Below are 16,938 nucleotides of genomic sequence, written 5' to 3'. Positions count from 1 at the left end.
GGATCGGCCTGCTCAACGAGGCGGTTCGCCGAGCGCTGCGAGCCCTGTCCAGTCAGGTGAACTACGAACCCCAAAGCGGTTCGAAAGACAGGCACTCGGCCGGCGCCTCCAAGCGAGGGCACTTCAGCCAGCCTGAGACTGGCAGGACCCGGCTAAGCGCGCGAGGATCAATGACCGCAATCTCCGTTCCCATTCAAGGGCAGGAGCGCCCACTCCGTTCACTCAACCAAGAAATCACTAATGCGTAACCTATCCCCCGCCAAAGCATGACGGGACAGACCCAGGCCGGAATCATTCAACAGCAAGCTTAGATAGAGACGTCATTCGTTCTTTGTAGTGGAGAGGCATCTCTAGGCTGCTCACTCAACAACGTATCAACTTCAGTCTGATCGGTGGGCGGAAACAGGCTCGACTGAGTCGCTGCGGACTCCCGCGACTTCAAAGCCGAAACCTGATGGTCCGCTTGTAAATTCCGAACCGCAGGGCGGCACTGCGCCAATGCCCAATCCATCGCTTGACGCATACGATCAATGGCTTCCTGGCTCTCTCGCTCGGTGTCACCGTAAGCGTGGAACTCGTGCGTCATGTGCGCCCAGACATCCAGCCGGACTCTCGCACCTTGATTGGCAGCGCGCTTAGAGAATGTTCGGATCATATCAACCAAGATCTCCTTGTCGCCGGCTTGAATGTAAATAGGAGCGGTCCCGACGTAACTTCTACCCATGGGCGACAGCTCCTCGTCCTCATAAGCAAGCTTGCCCTTGAGCCATTGGCCGTACTGAAGAGTCTGGTAACCCTGCACCATGTCGTACTGATCGTTGCCAAACTGACTTGCGCCCAATCGGCCTATGTGGGTCCAAGGGCTGATTGCTATTGCCAACAACGGCTGTGGAAGGTCACAACCGCTCAATGAAGCCAATGTCATCAACACCAAGTGCCCACCCGCGGAGTCGCCACAGATGACTAATTGTGCGGGATCCAAGCCCTTCGCCAGCAGGCTTCTATACTCAGACAGCGCATCGTCAAGCTGAGCGGGATGTGGGTGCTCAGGGGTCAGCCGATAGTCCAAAGAGAAGATCCTCACCTGCAACTTGTGCGAAAGCATCGCGATGAAGTTGCGGGTAACGGCTGCGTGGAGAGCATAGCCCCCACCGTGGAAGTAGAGAATTGTCAGCGCGCCTTTGTAGCCGTGAGGTGTAAACCACTCACCTCGGGGCTCATCTCCTTCTGCCGGCCGGATATCCACCGGCGGCGGCGGTCCTGGCAAGGTGATACAGCTATCAAAGTAGGCACGGGCTTCCGCGACATTGTTCAATGAGAAAGCATGATTGAACTGCCGGCGATAGAACAAAGTTCCAACCTCGAATGGAATCGACCATTCAGGCACCAACGGCCTCCCCAATGCCCGGCGGGCCAAAACTCTTGCCGACGTGCTCAGCAGCACCCATGCACTGCGCAACCGATGTGATAGCTTTCCCTGAAAGACAGTTTTGGTCATAAATTGGCGCTCAGCAAGTTCGGGGCATGAGCTGGAGATTGTCAGAGGAATGAAGATCGACGAGATAGAACCCAAGCGACATGTCGCCGTTTCGGAAGGTGGCGCACGATTGACCTTCCCTTTGGCCTCTCTTGCGGGCTGCATCTACGTTGCAGTAGAACGCGATACACGCGGCTTGGAGCTCTCTGCCACGCAGCGGATCAACATGCATCCCGCTACGCCTTTGTCATCCTTGTCATGGATTCTGGAAGGACAGCTGCACATGGTCGGCGCCGGTGTGGACACGGCCCCAGTGCAACTGCATCAATCAGTTCCTGTCTTCGCATTCTCCGGACCATCACGCCTGCCAACTGCCAGTTGGTCACCTGGACCGGTCCACGCGTTGACGGTTAGCTTCTATCCGGATGCACTTGCCAAGCTATGGGGTGTTCGCCTCCACAACTACGTGGACACAATACTCCCTGCCGAAGAAGTGCTCCCTCTAGAAGCCAGCACTGCCCTGACCAAGGTTGGTAGTAGCGATGATCCGTTAGAGACACTGCAAGCCATTCTTCAACCCCTGTGGAAGGATGTACAACCGCATCCGGGGCGTGCCGGTATACAGGATTGGCTGAAAGGACTGACCAGGCAGCTTGCTAATGGCTTGACAGGCATTGGAACGCGTCAGAGGCAACGGCATGTCAAGCGGCTAACCGGACAGAGTCAGCGGGAGCTGGAGCTATACGCGCGAGTAGAGCGAGCCTTTGCATACGCTGGCCACAATGACACTGATCTCGCTTCAATCGCGGCAAGCACAGGATACAGTGACCAATCGCACCTTGGGCGAGAAGTAAAACGTGTGTCCGGATTGTCAGCACTGCGGCTGCGCGAGGGAATTCTGCGAGAAGAAGCCTTCTGGCTGTACAGACTGCTGGATAAAAGTGCTCGGAGAGACTGAGCTTTGCCTTGGTCCTTCTGGCGCTCCTAAGTCGTCGAAAGCAATCGACTCTGGGAGGGGAAACAGCATACCAGCATGTTCTCAACCAGACTGACACTTAGCCAAAGACTGGAGGTAGATTCGTGATCCTTGAGCCTAAAGAGACTTGTGAAGCGTCTCGCCGGCCCCCTCCCTTGACCAGCTCGTTCGCTTGATCTTCGCAAGGAAGAGTTACTACAACCGCCACTGAACCAGTTCTCGTCGCGCATTGCAGATATCAGGTCCGGCACACATGTCCTCCTAGCGCCCGAGCATGGGCGCTCTTAGGAGAAATGCATGCCGCATCATGAACTCATTGCGCTATCTGGCGTTGTCGAGCACGTTTTTGCCCATCGCTTCACCGTACTGTCTGATGGAAAGTACTTCCTCGCGGACCTGGGGCCAAAAGGTGCGGGGTCGTTTGCCCTGTCGCCTGGGCTGGAGGTAGACCTAGAGGGAGAGCGCCGCCCTTCCGAGATCAAGGTCCTACGCATTGCACGGAAAGGACAAGAAAGCACCGAGATTGAACACAAAAAGCCCCACCATGGCGGCGGGCCAAATTCCCGGCATCGCGATAGCACGCAGACAGACGCAGAAGTAGCCGTCCTTGCCGCAACTGAGGCTGGATTTGAAACCACAGGAAAGCCGAGGCGTCACCCGAAGCACTTCGAGATGCTCGCCCGCCAAGATGGTGGCGAGTGGATGGAACTGCACGTGGACCTGAGTGGAAACATCTACAAGCAGAAGCCCGCCGCGCCGCACAAGTGGTCGCTTGCCTGACCAACCAGAAGCCCCGCTAATGCGGGGCTTCTCCTTCTTGCACGAGTCAGAAGCTGGGCCGACCGGCGCAAAGCCCACGCGCAGAAGACGCTCAAGATTGGCACGAACATGGCTTCTGCTGGACGGTCTTTCAGGCGCCTAAAGAAGTGCTCCGACGGGCCGTTAACGTCTTACTGCCTGCCGGGCCCTCCCCCTGCGCAGCCGTCCCGGCAGTCGGGAATCGACTGACTACGGGACTTCACAAAATGTACACAATGCGCCGCCTGAAAGTGGGACCTCGCCTGACCCTCGGCTTCGTCATCCTGCTGGCCCTGATTGCCACCATTCTTGGCATCGCTCTGCACAGCACCTACAAGCAGCGCCAACAGTTTGAATCGGCGGTCAATGTTCGTGTCACCCGCATGGGTGAGCTCTATGACCTGCTCGCGCTGAACAAAGAAATGATGCTGCTTCGCCGGGACATGCTTCTGAAGAGAGGAGTCGATGTAGCGACTGACACCGACAAATTGGAGAAGCTGACGTCAGAGTATGACCAACGCTGGGCTGCCTTCACGTCAAGGCCGGCCACCAACGCCTCGACGCAATCCATGCGGCAGCGGGTGAGCAGCGCCGCCCTCGCAGCCAGCACTCTTAACAAGGAACTGGATCAGCTCATCAGTGCCGGCGACTACGATGCAGCCAACCAGCTCCTCGTCACCAAAGTCAGGCCTGCCTCCGACAGTCGGAATTCGGCTCTCACTGACTTCACTACGCTCCAGCATCGCTTAGTGAAGGAAGGCGCGGAAGAAGCGGCCGCGCTATCGGCCAGGACCACTGGGCTTCTCACTACCTTTGGAACGTTGAGTCTCATCATTGGAATCCTCGCATCTTGGCTGATCTCACGCAGCCTGACTGGCCCCCTTTCAAAGGTCTCAGCCTCCATCGAAGCGGTAACGCGTGGTGACCTGAATGTACGCCACAGCGACGATAGTCCTGACGAGGTCGGACAGATGCTTCGCTCCACTGACGGCATGATTGAGATGCTCCAGCGCTTCTCTGACCAGACCCGCACCATGATTCACAAGCATGCCGGCGAGGACATCAGCTTCCGCATGCAGACGGACTTCCCTGGCGTCTATGGCGACCTGGCAGCGGGCATGAATACCATGGTCTTTGAACACTTGGATGCCATTGTCGACGCTATGGAAGTGCTGAACGAGTACGCACAAGGCAACCTACGCCGTGACGCAAAGCGTCTGCCTGGCTCTCGGGCGATGCTGCACGAATCGATGGACGCAGCGAAGGCTAGCTTGGAAGCGATCAATGGAGACATCAAGCGACTAGCTCAAGCCGCCTCCGTCGGCGATTTCAGCGTTCGAGGTAACGCGCAGGCATATCAGCATGACTTCCGGGTCATGATCGAAGACCTGAATAGGTTGATGAGCACAGCGGACGAAAGCTTGAGCGCGCTTTCGAAGGTGCTTGGCGCAATGGCCGAAGGTGATCTGACCCAACGCATTGACGGAAACTACCAGGGTGTTTTCGCAACGATGCAGCGCGATGCGAACCGAACTGCGGGCAACCTCACTGAGATCGTCCAGCGAATTCAGCTTGCATCAGCCTCCATAGCCACAGCGGCCGATGAAATTGCAGCCGGGAACAGTGATCTCTCACGCAGGACCGAATCGCAGGCTGCGAATTTGGAGGAAACCGCCGCATCGATGGAGGAGCTGACCTCGACGGTGCGCCAGAACGCTGAGCATGCCCAGCAAGCCAACGCCGCTTCGGAAGGGGCTGGCGAGGCAGTCGCCGCAACCGCCCGTGTCGTGAGCGAAGTGGTTGACGTCATGGGACAAATCAATGCGTCGTCCCAGCGAATCGGTGAGATGGTGACACTGATTGACGGCATTGCCTTCCAGACCAATATTCTTGCACTGAACGCGGCAGTTGAAGCAGCTCGCGCAGGCGAGCAGGGACGCGGATTCGCGGTGGTCGCCTCTGAGGTGCGCACGCTTGCTCAACGGGCAGCGGCGTCCGCCAAGGACATCAAAGCACTCATTGATGAGTCGACAGGTAGGGTTGAGGCTGGAATCGCTATTGCCCGGCGGTCGGACGCCAGCATGAGAGAGCTGAAGAATTCAGCTGCCCAGACTGGGGAGATCGTGCGCCAGATCGCCGAAGCCAGCATTGAGCAAGCCACTGGAATTGAGCAGGTCAATCAAACCATCGCTCAGATGGATGAAGCAACCCAGCAGAATGCTGCGTTGGTGGAAGAGGCTAGTGCCGCGGCCCGATCCATGGCCGAGCAAGCAAATGAGCTGGAAAAGGCTGCTTCCCTCTTCAGGATCAAAGCAACCGCCTCGAACGAGCCCCGCCTAACCCCTGTTCGGGCGCGTGGAATTCGGACGCGGGAAGAGGCTCGATCCGTAGCAGAGTGGTCAACCTTCTAGAGCCTAAGGCACAGCCCTGATCGCCGCCGGCCCCGTATGGGGCCGGCAGGTGGGCCGCGCTTCTTGGATTCATACTGAAGAACGCCCCCCCTTGGTTATCCAATTGCTGGGGCGTATTGTCGACTCAAGCAACTCGCATTACTTGGCAAATACCTAATGTCCCCCACTCGCTCTGAAGAACGAATGGCTGCCTTGGGAAGTCTGAATGCGCTCGATGATGTGTCGGGCGCATCCTTGGATCGACTAACGGAGCTGGCTTCGCACGCGTTTCAAGCACCGGTAGCGTTCGTCTCACTCGTGGAAGCGGATCGGCAAAGGCTGGTCTCTAGAAAAGGGCTTCCGATGACCCAGATGCACATCCGAGACTCGATATGTGCATACACCATCGGTTCCACCGAGGTAATGGTGGTGCCGGATCTGAGGTCGGATGCAAGGTTCGCCTCCAATCCACTCGTGACAGCCTCGCCACACCTACAGTTCTACGCCGGCGCTCCACTCTTCACCAAGAACGGAGTGGCGATTGGAGCGCTGTGCATCATGGACAACGAGCCGCGGAGCTTTTCGGCAGAAGAACGGCGCCAGCTGGAAACACTCGGCACAGCAGTCATGAATGAGCTCGAGCTTCGAGCACTGACGGGAAGGCGTGATCCGGTCAGCGGGCTTCCGAATCGTCACCAGTTCTCCCTTGATTACACCTCTTGGGCGGCACGCACTCCAAACCGGCAGTGTTACGCCATCCTGGTGGATGTGCTTGATGTCCCACTCGCAAGCGAAGCTGGGCAGGTTTTGGGCATGGCTCCGCTTGAAGCGCTCATCAACCGTGCCGGCGTACGCATCAAGGTGGCGCTGGATGGAGTTGCCGAGGTCTACCACGTAGGTGTCACTCGTTTTGCATTCGTTGTCGCGCTTCCGGGCCGTGAGGCTGTCGAGCGACTGGTCGACGAACTGCAGGCACGTCTGACTAGGCCTATGATGGCCGCAGGTGTTCCAATGTCTCCACTGTTTCATGCGGGCATCTGCGAGGTCCGGATGGGGGATGACAGCTCGGATGACGTCATTCGAAAGATGCTCATCGGATTGCATTCGGCGATTTCCGCCAAGGCGACCAAGCGCTGGTACTCTTCAAAACGAGACGAAGCTCTCCAGCGAGGCTACCGCCTCGCAGCGGACGCTCGGCGCGGACTGTCGGAAGGCGAGTTTCACTTGGTCTACCAACCCCGCTTCAGAGCTTCTGATCTCTGTCCGGTTTCCGCTGAAGCCCTTATCCGCTGGAACCATCCAGACTTTGGGCCGGTAAGCCCGGGGGAGTTCATTCCCGTGTTTGAGCGCACTGCGCTCATGGGGGAAGTATCGGAATGGGTTATCGACCAAGCACTCACACAGTTAAAGCGCTGGCGGGAGGACGGCTTGACCTTGAGCTTGTCCATCAACTTGTCCGCACGTGACGTGGCCCGCCCTGGGATTGCCGAAGAACTGGTAGCCAAGATCCTCGACAAAGGCCTTGAGTGCAAAGACATTGAGATTGAAATCACCGAAGGCGAATGGCTACATGCCCAGTCGTTGCCTGGTGAACAACTTAAATTGATGGCCACCGCGGGGATCAAACTGTCCATCGACGACTTTGGCAGTGGATACAGCAACTTCAGCTACCTGACTGAGCTACCAGTGAGCTCGCTGAAACTAGACAAGTCCCTAATCGACAACGTTGCCAGCGATGAACGATCCTGTTTGAAGGTTCAAGCCATCATCAAGCTGGCAAAGCGCCTCGGTTACACCACTGTCGCAGAGGGCGCCGAGTCCGAAGATCAGATCATCAAGCTACGATCGCTGGGTTGCGATGAGCTCCAAGGCTACGCCCTATCTCAACCACTCGGTTCAACTCAGTTGGCCGAGCTACTTACATCCAAGTGCCGCTGATCAAAAGACAGAGAGTAACCTCCTACACTCTAGCTTAGACCAAGCTGCCGCCTGCCCCACAAAGAATGAACGGAAGGCTGCCATGGTATGACTGGACTTCATTACACCCTTTCGGATCTGGTCTAAGTTGTAGATTAAAACGTCATTTTTGCCGTGCCGTGCCAATGCTGGAGCTCGGTTCGCAACCGTGCTTCAGCTGCCTTTGTAGAGACGTTGTTGCGCACCCAAACAGTGATGCTCTCCAAGCGCTGGCTTCCCAGAGCGGTGAGATTACCAGCGGGCAACTTAGACCAAGTGCTCTATGCCACGGCTTCGGTCGAGCCCTGCACTTCTAGAGACCAACAACAAAAACCGATCCATCGCTGTTGCGTTCATGGCTTCGCCGTCCCCTCGCACCTTGAAGCCGACCCAATCGGCAAGCGCAGTGGAAGTAAGCTCGCTTGCCTCTACGGGGAGCCACTTCATTGGCCAGAAGGGAAGCCGGCGATCAGCGACCGTGCCTCTTTGTAGCTCCTGGATATGATGGTGACTAGAAGCTCCGAGAACACGCGAGTACGCAACGTCGAGTCCGTCTGACGGCCCCTCCAAGTATTGAAGGAAGCGCTCGCCGTCAAAAAGGAGAACTCCGCTAACGCCTGCGCCTCGATTAAAGCGAACCGCGTCATCCACAAGATCATCCAGCTTAGCTGCCCGCAATCCCAACTTGTCTCCCATCGGCGGGTCCGAGGCTTCGCTGATATACACCACGGCCCTAATAGGCATCGCGCGCTCCTCGTCCATATTGTCGAAGCACGTTAGCAAAGCTGAATGATAAAGTGTTCTCGAAGGTTTCGAACTGAGATACTGATCCTGAGGTATTCAGGAAGGTGCGCACTTCCCCTTGCCAGCCTCACTCGTTCAAGCCATCGAGCGCAGTAACCGCAGTGACTTCCCACGAAAGGATCAGGGATACTCATCTGCCTGACGCCCCCGGCTCCGCTGACGGCGCCCCCTTTCCACGCGCCAGCCAGCTGCAACCTGCTTGCAACCGAGACGTCTCAGGAGCAAAGTTCCCCCATCCAGGGGGGGGATGGGCAATGGAACGCTCGCAATTCACTATTGATCGCACACTGTATTCGGACGAGGTGACCGCTCGCGCGGCGCATCGCTATACCGACAAGTTTGGGGTGGAGATACGCGGGCAAGGCGCCAACCTCACCGTTTTCTTGTGGTCTCTGGACGGCTCTAATTTGCCAGAGGACCTCTGGGCCCGGTTTTCCCGAGACTTGCTGGACGAGCGCCTGCGAGCGGCTGTCCGAGCAGAGACCAACGGGCTGCAGCAAGAGTTGCTTCGCGCAGCCCTAAGCCAGGCACATCCGGTGGTCGCCCATGTCGAGGTTTAGGTCCCCAGAGGCTTTCGCCGGCCCATCGGCCTACGAACTGTTGCCTCTACGGTTCAGACGCCTTCCCTGGGACGAACACCGTGCTTTTGTCTCGTCCATGGCAGGCGACTGGCTCCTGATGAAGATGGAGGACGTTCAGTGCCTGGTGACCCACCAGTTGCCGACCAACTCAGCCCTCTTTGCAGATTTGGAAGCCCGGCACCTGGCCGTCGCCGGGTCCGACCGAAGCAGCTTGGCGCCACTGCTCAGTCAAATTCGAAGCCGAAAGTCCTACCTGATGGGTGGACCCGCTCTGCACATCTTCGTGGTGTCGCTGCGTTGCCATCACACCTGTAACTATTGCCAAGTGTCCCGGCAGGAGACGAGCGCCACCGCGTTCGACATGGAAAGTGCGCACGCCGAACAGGCGGTGGAACGGTTGTTCGAATGGCCGAGCCAAGAACTGACGATCGAATTCCAAGGGGGTGAGCCCCTGCTCAATTTTGAGCAAGTGAAGGCCATCACCCGGCGGATCGTCGAGCGCAATCGGACGGCCCGACGCTCGCTGCGCTTCGTGCTGGCATCCACCCTGAATGACCTCACCGACGACCAGCTGGCGTTTCTGACCGAACATCGCTTCAAGCTGTCCACATCACTGGACGGTCCCGAATGGCTTCACAACGCCAATCGCCCCCGGCCCGGCCGCGACAGCTACCGGCGGACTGTTGAGGGGATTGAACGCGGACGCCGTTGGCTGGGAGACGATGCCGTCTCGGCGCTGACGACCCTGACCCGCCAGAGCCTCGAGGTCCCTGAGGCCATCATCGACGAATACCGGACGCTGGGATTCCACAGCATCTCCCTGCGTCCCCTGAGCCCCTACGGATTCGCCACCAAGACGGCCCGCCGCACCGGCTACCCCACGGAAGACTTCCTGGCCTTCTACCGACGCGCATTCGACCACTTGCTGTCGGTGAACCTGGCCGGCTACGCCATGGAAGAGTCCTACGCGTCTCTCCTACTCTCCCAGCTCTTTACGTCCTTCGGGCACGGCTACGTCGATCTCCGATCGCCCTCCGGAGCCGGGTTGGGCGCCGTCATCTACGACCATGACGGGCGGATCTATCCGTCGGACGAGGCACGCATGCTGGCCGCCATGGGGGACGATGTCTTTGCCTTGGGCCACGTCAGCCAACCGGTCAGCCAATGGCTGTCCTCGCCTGCCATGACCCGCTTGCTCGACGCCGGCGTCGCGGAAGCCCTTCCCACGTGCTCCGACTGCGCGTTTGTTCCGATGTGCGGGGCTGATCCGATCGAGCACTACGCCCGCCAGGGGGATCCCATCGGCCATCGGCCCAGCAGCGACTTCTGCCGGCGGAACATGGGGCTCTTTGATTTCCTGCTGGAGCGCTACGAGAAGGCTGACCGGAACATCCAAGGATTGATGCGCTCCTGGGCCAATCCGAAGCCATCGGTGGAGGACGCCGTCCATGCTGCCGCTTGAAACCAGAGCCGAGCTGGCGCCGTCGGCGAAAGCCAGTCTGCTGAAGGTCGTGTCTCTGGCAGAGTTTGCCCGATCAGCGCTTCCCTTGGAGCGCCTGGCACTGGATCTGAGGGACGTCCCAGCGGACCACTCCAGCAATGAGCTGCTAAACCTGCCTTGGGGTGCAGTCTTGCCCTCGAGCGGGTTGCGCTCACCCAGTGAGGCTCCTCTCGTTCACTTGGAAGGTCCGCCGGGTGTTTGCAAGCCTGGGGATGTGTTGGAGCTCAATCCCCTGCAGAAGAAGGTGGCGATTCGCTACCGGCGCGGAGACACCGGCAATGTGTTGTTCGCCACCGAGCGCTGCAACAGCTACTGCCTGATGTGCTCTCAGCCGCCCCGAGACGTTCAAGACGATTGGCGGGTGAGGCACCTCCTGGACCTGATTGACCTCATCGATCCGGAGGAACCTTCGCTGGCGATCAGTGGCGGGGAGCCCACTCTGCTGGGCGACGGGTTAGTCAACGTGGTGGCCAAATGCGCGCACGTGCTGCCCAACACCCACCTCCACATCTTGTCCAACGGTCGCCTGCTTGAGCCTGGCCTGCATGCCAAATTTGCAGGCCTCCATCCCAACCTGAGCTGGGGCATCCCGCTTTACGGCGACCGCTATGCCCTGCACGACTACGTGGTGCAAAGCGAGGGTGCGTTCGCTCAGACCCTTCGTGGGCTTTACGCATTGGAAGCCGCCCAGCAGAGGGTGGAGATCCGGGTCGTGTTGGTCAAGCCCACGGTCGAGCGGCTGGCACAGCTGGCCCGCTACATCTGGCGAAACCTGCCCTTCGTCGAACACGTTGCTCTGATGGGCATCGAGCCCATCGGATTTGCCAAAGCGCATCAGCGTGAGCTTTGGGCCGATCCGGCGGACTACGGCGACGTCTTGTCCGAAGCTGTGGGGCTGCTGGCCGAGGGCGGAATTCCGGTCTCGCTGTACAACCTGCCGCTGTGCGCGTTGGACCGATCGCTTTGGCCCTACGCCATGCAGAGCATTTCGCCTTGGAAGAACGACTACCTGCCCGCCTGTGACGGCTGCGCGGTTCGGCAGCGGTGCGGCGGCTTCTTCTCGTGGGTCACACCGGCTTGGACCAGCCGGTCCATCTCTCCTGTCCTGGAAACCTGATCATGTCCAACGCACTGATGATCGTCGGCGCCGCCACCTTGGGAACCTTGGGCACGGAGCCGCCCAAGGGCCAGTCCGACCTCTCCAGGCTCTCCGAGATGGACGGGAAATACGCGACCGTCCTGAGCACGTCGCTGAATGCAGGCCGGCACAACCTGTATGCAGGGCACCGCAGCCACAGCTCCCATCGATCACACAGTTCCCATCGCTCCCATTCGTCCGGGTCAGGAAGCTCGTATCGCTCCTACACCCCGCCACCGTCGACCTATACCCCACCGCCCACCCGCTACACCGCGCCAGCGGCACCGGTGGCCCCAGCAGCCCCGCGAACCACTGGCACGGGCAGCAGTGGTGGCAGCCATTTGAATAGCTACCCAACCCAGAATCTGGATCCAGCCACCCGAGCAAACTCGAGATCCACGAACAACCTGTCTTTGGAGCCCGGCACCTACGACAAGCCGGTCACGGAGGGACGGGACGCCGATGCGCTCAAGCTGCTCATCATGCGCGTCCAGGCAGCGCTCTATTCCAAGGGCTACGATCCAGGTGCCATCGACGGTGTCCTCACTCCTGAAACCCAATCGGCGCTGCGGATGTTCCAATTGGCCCACGGCATCCGGGCCACCGGAACGATGACGACTCCCACCCTGGACGCGCTTGGCGTGCGGATCTAGCCCTCAACACCCTCGATCCCGCGGCTCCGGGAGGCCAAAAAGCGACCGGCCTCCGAAGAGTGAGACACCCGTGGCATTTAAGGACCGAATCGCAAACGGCTCGACACATCTGCAGATCCGCTCCTATGTGCACCTTGCGCAGCTTTGCGCACATGGTTAGATGCTTCCATATTTAAGGGGAGCAGAGACGATGGACCACAATTGCGACAACAAGCAGCACAGAGGCTCGGAGCACGACTGGCAACAGGCCATCGATGCCCTTCCGATTTTGATCGTCGAACGGAACCAAGCTTCCGTCATTAGCACCGATGCGTTGATCGCGGCGGCCCAATCGGGCTTGGGGGACGCCTGCGAGAACTATCGGACGGCTTTGATCGAGCATCGAAGGACGTAGGCGGCCATCGTCGCCGGCATCTTTCGCGAACCGCTGTCAGGGATCCACTGTCCCCTTTTGCGCGATCATAAGCGCCCAGTTCTTCCTACAGACTGGTAATACGGCGAGCGCGCCTGATCAGCTCGATCTCGACCATCCTAGAGGCAGCCTAATCCCATCGATCACAGACCACCTAAGTCTTTGACGAAGGCTCGCCCTCGCTGCAGAAACACCAATAATCGCCGTCCGCCCGCACCCTTTCGTCTTGTTCTCGTCTTCTAGTGGAACCAATGCTAGGCCTGCAAGGGCTCACCAGACGATCGCCGGTTCCCTCGACGTACTATTGGCACGGTGTCAGGATGGGAGTAGACGAGCACACCACGACGGCTTTCGCTCCCCTGGTCAGGGCGACATAGAGGTGTTGGGCAGTCATTTTCTCCGGCTCCAGAATGACTGCCACGTCGGCCTCCAACCCCTTCAGAAGCAACGTGCTTCCAACCGCGCGCCTAGCTATTGGGGAGCGCAAATGTCGATTTCGCTCTCGAGCATGATGGGCCGCCGCAAGAAATGTCTTCTCTCCGCGTAGTGCTGACTCCATGGCGGATCGGCAGCACTGCAGCAGTTCCGGTCGATACACGCGAGTGTCGCCATTGCTGGCGAGGGCGCTAACCAGCTCCAAAGCGCGCCTCCAGGTGCGATCGCCTTCAAACGCTACGGCGGCCGCCTCGGGAATCGTAGGGGGATTTTTCGCCCTGTTGGCACGCAGGCTTCCAACGCGGCTCAGGAGGGCTGTCGCGCCAACTCCGGTCATCATCTCCGCAGTGAAGAACACAAGATCTTGCAGTGCCGTTGCGCCGCAGAGATCAAAAGAGCGAGCAAAAGCTGTTAGCTCAGGAAGATCCACTCGTTCGACGACCACGGCACCTGGCGTTTGGCTGGTCAAGTCATGACGTCCTTGAACATTTATCGAATCGCCAATGATGAGTACAGTTCCTTGACCGGGTGCATTCGACATCGCAGCGGTCCGCCGTTCGATCGCTTCGTTGCCCGCCGTAAGCCCCTTCCAGATCACCTGCTCGGGTGCGGTTCGCAAGTCGACTCGCTCTCCCGCAGCCAAGGCGGCACGGGCCTGCAGCAACCATTGCCCGAGTGTCTCAGTCCCCGCATTTCGCCAACGCCAAGGCGTGCCAAGCTCTCCAGAAGCTGGAAACACGGCTTGCACATCAGTCTGCCAATTGACGAGCCGATTGTTTCTGAATCCGAAGATGGCTTGCATAGGGTCGCCTAGCACGCACGTTGGCAACATCGAGGCCAAACCGATAACCAAGGCATGCTGTGCGGCATTACAATCCTGATACTCATCAACCCAAAGTCGGTCATAGGTAGCTGTAAGCGCTTGCAGTAGATGGCCGGCGACTAGCAGGTTCAGCGCAGCTTGCCGGATCGCAGGGTAGTCGGCGCTGGGGTTGCTAAGCTCCAAAAGATTGGTCGCGTGACCACTTCGGCTCGGGAACTTGCCTATGAGCCGCATGGCGAACCCGTCTATCGTCGACAACCGGTAGGATGCTGACGGAACTACTGCCTTTTTCAGGCGAGAACGCAGGGCCGCAACGCCTGCGTTCGTGTGCGTCAGGATCAAAACGGGTCTGCCTGGAGGTCTGGCGGCGAGTGAGCTGGTGATCAACTCCGTCTTGCCGCATCCGGCGGGCGCGGTAATGGAGCCGCGCTGAATGGCATAAAGGTCGATCTCAGGTGGCACGCATGAATCTCCAGAGCTGATCCACAACCGATTTGAAGCCCGAGTCGGCGGATGGATAGCCGGAAGAAACAATGTTAAGGACGATGTCTTGATAGGCAGTCAGAGATTTGAACCATCCGCTACCGCGGATACGTGAGGCTGCCCCCAAGATCTCTCGAGTCTCGCTGGAATAACCCGATGCAGGTCTCTGGGCTTCAATGCTCGCAAGCGCCAACCTTCCGTTAGATCGAGTCTTTATGTGCTGATCCATCAAGTCTTCGCCAACCAGCTCTTTTGCCTTCGCCAACAGCGCGTCAATGGATGTGTCGGGCAGGCTCCGGAAGAGCTCATCCTCCAAGGTGAGGTTAACGCGCCATGTGACAAGCTCCCCAAGTGTTGAGGCAAAAGCTTCTGCCACACCAGGCTTAGCATCTTTGTCCGCGTCGATGAAAACCAGAACACGGTAGCCGAGATTCATTAATGCTGTTGCACGTGCAAAGGCGTTGTCCGGAGTACCACCGCCCGCATTGACACAAGAGCCCCCAAGAGCAGCGAACGACGGTTGTTCAGCTGCAACACCCCAGAGGTCCAGCCCTCGGACAAACCCAACTTCGCTTGCGCCCTCGCAGACGATGACCGACTTGGCCAGAAATGCCTCAGGATCGGCCCGAAGAGTGCTTTGGATCTCGTCAGACGATCCTGCGACTGTCACTGAATGGAGCTGGGAATGCCGTCGTGTGACAAACAGCTGGTCTCCCGATAGCTCGCGCAGCGCTACTGGTGAATGGCTCGTCAAGAAGGCCTGGATCGGCGGTGTGGTCTCCTTGGCTCCGAGTGAGTCCAGCAGTCGCATTAGCCGATGAGGCTCCAAGCCATATTCCACTTCGTCGACAAGAACGATGGGAGCGGCCATCGCCGCCGCGCGCTGGAGACCTGCGACCAGAAGGCGAGAGGATCCCGTTCCAAGCGAGCGAAGCGGAATCCCCTGCTCATCATGTAGCGCGATTGCCCCTTCGCCTAGGGACACGGCGTGAGCATCCAGCAGTGCTTGTGGGGTGGTGCCGACAGATACGCCGAGACTCTGGGCGGTGGTCTGCACCACTCCCAGGGTCTTGGCAAGGCGTGGGGTGGCAATAGTTCCAAAGCTACTACGTGCGTCGCGACCTGCAGCGGCCAGTTGGGCTCCCAATTCGGCCTTCTCCTCCGTCAAGCGGTTCAAAACCGATCCGCGACTCCAGGAGAGATTGGACGCAGCGAACTGCCCTATCTTGGCCGGAGCAATCGTAGCGCGTTCCTTCCATGGGAGGCTTCGTTCAATGCCATCGCGAGCGGCGCGGTCGGAGAACAGCGACCAGGAGGGATCAAGATCTGCATTGACCACTAGCTGTAGTGTTAGGACAGTCTCCCACCCAGCCTCGGGCTCATCTTCGAGGACCTTAGTCGTCCCATCGAATCCTCTGAGGAAGTCCCCGTAAAGATCCAGGTCCATGAGTGACGGGGAGAGAGCGCCCAACGTTATCTGAATGATGATTGGGACTGTAACGTTCAGCCCGTGGAAATCCGCATCGCCAAATGAAACAGATCGTCGCGCCCCCAGACAGAGATCAATGGCATCCAATATCGTTGACTTTCCGCTATCACCGGGACCAATAAGACAGTTCACTCCAGCGGACGGAGACCAGTCCAAGGAATGAATAGAGCGGAAGTTGCGAATAGCAATGTGCCGGATCCGAGGCATGCACAATTTCCAATGATTTTTCTAGCGAATCAGTTGGCGCGGCACTCAAACGGCGAAACCATTCCGCGACATGACGGCTGTGGAGCGTAACGGCCAACTGAGTCGACGGATGGTCATGCAGTGAAATGCTCCACTGCTTCTTTGGCAGCCTCCAAAATAGACGCTATGCCGGGTATCAGGGCACCTACGATGGCGATCAGACTGGTCAAGAGGATCTTCAGAAGATTCAATCCTCGCTTCGAGTCTCGCCGGAGATCTCTTGCTCTACGCGTCAAGTGATCGGCCTGACCATTGCCTCCGTTGCCGCGCCGCCATCGCCCAAGAACTTCCTCCAGAACTCTACTGATCACCCCGGTCTCCGACTTCACGAGACCGACTCCCGTCTTCCAGTCCGAATCCTTTTCCGCATTAGTGTCGAGGGCAGCCTCGATCCGCTCGATCCTTTCATGGTTCGCGAGCCCTTGGAAAGCTTCTCCCTGCCATCCGTGGACCTGACTAAAGGCTGCCCTCATTGGATCGTCCTTGAGAAGATATTCGCTTATGCTGTGCGCCGTTTTCAATGCGGCTCTGAGGTCATTACTAAAAGCTGTCATATCGATCCTTGACTACGTTGAATGGGCTTAGGTGTGTGCTCTTGATAAATCCAGGTTGTGGGCAATGGAGGATAGGAAGCCAAATGTATCACCGGCTTACCTAGAAAACACACCTCAATGACTCAGCTGTATGTACCGGGGTTGCGAGCTAAAGATATGTCCGATCGAGCCGATATCGGCCCCTTGGGGGCGCTATCGGCCTCAATCGAACGGAGCAAAGGA

The 16,938-nt window shown here is 58.5% G+C and carries 13 protein-coding genes; 8 read left to right on the top strand and 5 right to left on the bottom strand.

Features of this window, described 5'->3' with window-relative positions; translation table 11 throughout:
- Positions 1-307: 307 nt before the first annotated feature.
- Positions 308-1,498 carry an alpha/beta hydrolase gene (locus tag BLS66_RS15325; protein WP_083348172.1) on the bottom strand — a complete coding sequence of 397 codons (1,191 nt, stop codon included), beginning with the start codon at positions 1,496-1,498 and terminating at the stop codon, positions 308-310.
- Positions 1,499-1,547: 49 nt separating this feature from the next.
- Between BLS66_RS15325 and BLS66_RS15320 the strand changes: the two genes are divergently transcribed.
- The 4 genes from BLS66_RS15320 to BLS66_RS15305 all read left to right on the top strand — a co-directional run bounded on the left by BLS66_RS15320 (position 1,548) and on the right by BLS66_RS15305 (position 7,579).
- Entirely contained in the window at positions 1,548-2,435 is an 888-nt protein-coding gene (locus BLS66_RS15320; protein WP_083348171.1) for an AraC family transcriptional regulator, read from the top strand.
- A 315-nt stretch (positions 2,436-2,750) separates the two neighbouring features.
- Positions 2,751-3,233 (top strand): hypothetical protein, encoded by a 483-nt coding sequence (locus BLS66_RS15315; RefSeq protein ID WP_074726229.1) that lies wholly within the window; start codon positions 2,751-2,753, stop codon positions 3,231-3,233.
- A 254-nt stretch (positions 3,234-3,487) separates the two neighbouring features.
- Positions 3,488-5,662: a methyl-accepting chemotaxis protein gene (locus tag BLS66_RS15310; RefSeq protein WP_244153003.1), complete on the top strand. Its 2,175-nt coding sequence runs from the start codon at positions 3,488-3,490 to the stop codon at positions 5,660-5,662.
- Between the two features lie 183 nt (positions 5,663-5,845).
- The gene (locus tag BLS66_RS15305; RefSeq protein ID WP_083348170.1) at positions 5,846-7,579 is read left to right on the top strand and encodes a sensor domain-containing diguanylate cyclase; all 1,734 of its coding nucleotides are present in this window, start codon (positions 5,846-5,848) and stop codon (positions 7,577-7,579) included.
- Positions 7,580-7,864: 285 nt separating this feature from the next.
- Here BLS66_RS15305 and BLS66_RS15300 read toward each other — a convergent pair whose 3' ends face one another.
- Entirely contained in the window at positions 7,865-8,341 is a 477-nt protein-coding gene (locus BLS66_RS15300) for a BLUF domain-containing protein (protein WP_074726291.1), read from the bottom strand.
- A gap of 314 nt (positions 8,342-8,655) precedes the next feature.
- Between BLS66_RS15300 and BLS66_RS15295 the strand changes: the two genes are divergently transcribed.
- From BLS66_RS15295 to hxsA, 4 genes are read left to right on the top strand one after another with little or no spacing between them, the layout of a single operon-like run.
- The gene (locus tag BLS66_RS15295; protein WP_074726226.1) at positions 8,656-8,961 is read left to right on the top strand and encodes a hypothetical protein; all 306 of its coding nucleotides are present in this window, start codon (positions 8,656-8,658) and stop codon (positions 8,959-8,961) included.
- A complete protein-coding gene (hxsB, locus tag BLS66_RS15290; protein WP_074726225.1) occupies positions 8,948-10,444 on the top strand; it encodes a His-Xaa-Ser system radical SAM maturase HxsB in 1,497 nt (498 codons plus the stop codon). The genes BLS66_RS15295 and hxsB overlap by 14 nt, the downstream gene beginning before the upstream one ends.
- A complete protein-coding gene (gene hxsC, locus BLS66_RS15285; protein WP_074726224.1) occupies positions 10,431-11,600 on the top strand; it encodes a His-Xaa-Ser system radical SAM maturase HxsC in 1,170 nt (389 codons plus the stop codon). Before hxsB ends, hxsC begins: the two co-directional genes overlap by 14 nt.
- Positions 11,601-11,602: 2 nt before the next feature.
- Positions 11,603-12,274, top strand: a complete 672-nt coding sequence (gene hxsA, locus BLS66_RS15280) for a His-Xaa-Ser repeat protein HxsA (protein ID WP_143025180.1) — start codon at positions 11,603-11,605, stop codon at positions 12,272-12,274.
- Positions 12,275-12,987: 713 nt separating this feature from the next.
- Here the strand turns inward: hxsA and BLS66_RS15270 are convergent.
- From BLS66_RS15270 to BLS66_RS15260, 3 genes are all read right to left on the bottom strand, one after another.
- Positions 12,988-14,406: a UvrD-helicase domain-containing protein gene (locus tag BLS66_RS15270; RefSeq protein ID WP_074726222.1), complete on the bottom strand. Its 1,419-nt coding sequence runs from the start codon at positions 14,404-14,406 to the stop codon at positions 12,988-12,990.
- Positions 14,396-16,123: an ATP-dependent nuclease gene (locus BLS66_RS15265; protein WP_074726221.1), complete on the bottom strand. Its 1,728-nt coding sequence runs from the start codon at positions 16,121-16,123 to the stop codon at positions 14,396-14,398. The genes BLS66_RS15270 and BLS66_RS15265 overlap by 11 nt, the downstream gene beginning before the upstream one ends.
- Positions 16,124-16,236: 113 nt before the next feature.
- Positions 16,237-16,716, bottom strand: coding sequence for a hypothetical protein (locus BLS66_RS15260; RefSeq protein ID WP_143025179.1), 480 nt, complete (start codon positions 16,714-16,716; stop codon positions 16,237-16,239).
- Between the last annotated feature and the right edge of the window lie 222 nt (positions 16,717-16,938).

Source organism: Stenotrophomonas pavanii, assembly GCF_900101175.1.
In the GTDB taxonomy this organism is placed as follows: Bacteria; Pseudomonadota; Gammaproteobacteria; order Xanthomonadales; family Xanthomonadaceae; genus Stenotrophomonas; species Stenotrophomonas pavanii.
The sequence above is the reverse complement of the archived record's forward strand: the minus strand, read 5'-3'. Positions and strand labels throughout refer to the sequence as shown.